The sequence below is a fragment of the Cellulomonas septica genome (assembly GCF_012396155.1).
Taxonomy (GTDB): Bacteria; Actinomycetota; Actinomycetes; order Actinomycetales; family Cellulomonadaceae; genus Cellulomonas; species Cellulomonas septica.
Genome location: NZ_JAAXOY010000592.1, coordinates 1 through 2257, shown reverse-complemented (window position 1 = coordinate 2257; position 2257 = coordinate 1). Strand labels below are relative to the sequence as shown.

Sequence of the window (2257 nt, the reverse complement as noted above, 5' to 3'; positions counted from 1 at the left end):
CAGGACGACCTCGAGCCGCTTGCCACCGACCTCGACGACGACGCGCTCGAGCGCGGGCGCCTCCTCCTCGTCCTCGGCGGCGGGCGCGGCGGCGCCCGTGCCGAGCGACGTGAGGCGGTCGGCGAACTCGGTCTCGATCCAGCGCGTGTGCACGGAGAACGGCTCGGCGGGGTCCGCGGGGGCGAACTCGGGGGCGTCGAGCACCGCGCGGTGGAACGGCACGACCGTGGGGATGCCGACGACGTCGAGCTCGGCGAGCGCGCGGCGTGCACGCTCGATCGCCTGCGGCCGGTCGGCGCCGGTCACGACGAGCTTCGCGATCATCGAGTCGTAGAGGCCCGAGACGCTGTCGCCCTCGACGACGCCCGAGTCGACGCGCACGCCCGGTCCCGCGGGGAAGCGGAGCGTCGCGATGCGGCCGGGCGCGGGCAGGAAGCCGCGCGCGGGGTCCTCGCCGTTGATGCGGAACTCGATCGAGTGGCCGCGCGTCTCGACGTGGTCGTACCCGAGCGGCTCGCCCTGGGCGATCCGCAGCTGCTCGCGGACCAGGTCGATGCCGCTGATCTCCTCGGTGACCGGGTGCTCGACCTGCAGGCGCGTGTTGACCTCGAGGAACGACACCGTGCCGTCGGCGCCGACCAGGAACTCGCACGTCCCGGCGCCCACGTAGCCGGCCTCGCGCAGGATCGCCTGGCTGGACTCGACGAGCTGCGCACGCTGGGCGTCCGTGAGGAACGGCGCGGGCGCCTCCTCGACGAGCTTCTGGTGGCGGCGCTGCAGCGAGCAGTCGCGCGTCGACACCACGACGACCGTGCCGTGCTGGTCGGCGAGGCACTGCGTCTCGACGTGCCGCGGCTTGTCCAGGTAGCGCTCGACGAAGCACTCGCCGCGACCGAACGCCGCGACGGCCTCGCGGACCGCCGACTCGTAGAGCTCGTCGATCTCGTCCGCCGACCGCACGACCTTGAGGCCGCGGCCGCCGCCGCCGAACGCCGCCTTGATCGCGACGGGCAGGCCGTGCTCGGCGACGAACGCGTGGATCTCGTCGACGCCCGACACCGGGTCGGGTGTGCCGGCGACGAGCGGCGCACCGGCGCGCTGCGCGATGTGGCGCGCGCTCACCTTGTCGCCGAGCGCGTCGATCGCGGCGGGCGGGGGGCCGATCCACGTGAGACCGGCGTCGATGACGGCCTGCGCGAACTCGGCGTTCTCGGACAGGAACCCGTAGCCGGGGTGCACGGCGTCGGCGCCCGAGCGGCGGGCGACGTCGAGCAGCTTGTCGACGACGAGGTACGTCTCGGCCGCGCGGGCGCCGTTCAGCGCGAACGCCTCGTCGGCGACCCGGACGTGCAGGGCCTCGCGGTCGGGGTCGGAGTAGACGGCGACGGAGCCGATCCGTGCGTCACGGCAGGCGCGGGCGATGCGGACGGCGATCTCACCGCGGTTCGCGATGAGGACCTTGGAGATCACGGGCACGGTCCACCGTAACGTGCGGGACCCGGCGCTCCGCTGCTCCCCGGGGCCGGTCGTCCAAGATTGGGGAACCGCCCAACCCGCCCGGGAGTGCTTGTGTAGGGATCCGACAAGGACAGGCGCCCGTCGTCCTCCGTGCCCGGTGTGGGTTGTCCGGTGGGCACAACGCGCGTGCCGGGGCGGGGGGTGGGTCAGGCCGTGCGCCAGAGGCTCGGGACGGTCACGCCGATCTCCCCGAGCAGGCCGCGCAGCAGCGGCAGCGACACCCCGATGACACCGTGGTGGTCGCCCTCGATGCGGTCCACGAACGGCCCGCCCAGACCGTCGACCGTGAACGCGCCCGCGACCGCGAGGGGCTCACCCGTCGCGACGTACGCGGCGACCTCCTCGTCCGACAGGTCCGCGAAGTGCACGACCGTCGACGACGTCGCCCCGAGCGTGCCGCGCGTGCCCTCGCCGCCCTCGTCGGGCGTCGCGCGCTCGTCGATCACCCAGTGCCCCGTGTGCAGCACGCCCGTCCGGCCCCGCATCGCCCGCCAGCGGCGCACCGCGTCGTCGGCGTCGTCCGGCTTGCCGAGGATCTCGCCGTCGAGCTCGAGCATGGAGTCGCAGCCGAGCAGGACCAGGTCGTCCGCGTCGGCCAGCTCGGCCGGCGTGCCGTCCGCGCCGAGGCGCGCGCAGGGTGTCACCCCTCGACGAGGCCCGCCTCGTGCACCCGGACGACGAGCTGCACCCGGTCCCGGCACCGCAGCTTGCGCAGCACCTCCGACAGGTGCGTCTTGAC

At 74.3% G+C, this 2257-nt stretch carries 1 protein-coding gene and 1 pseudogene; both read right to left on the bottom strand.

Annotated elements, in window-relative coordinates; translation table 11 throughout:
* Window positions 1–1476: acetyl-CoA carboxylase biotin carboxylase subunit (locus HGA02_RS16975; protein ID WP_343035562.1), on the bottom strand; the 1476-nt coding region annotated here is incomplete at its 3' end.
* Window positions 1477–1664: 188 nt separating this feature from the next.
* Window positions 1665–2126 (bottom strand): annotated as a pseudogene (locus HGA02_RS16970) (Maf family protein); the annotation flags it as partial.
* Window positions 2127–2257: the final 131 nt, after the last annotated feature.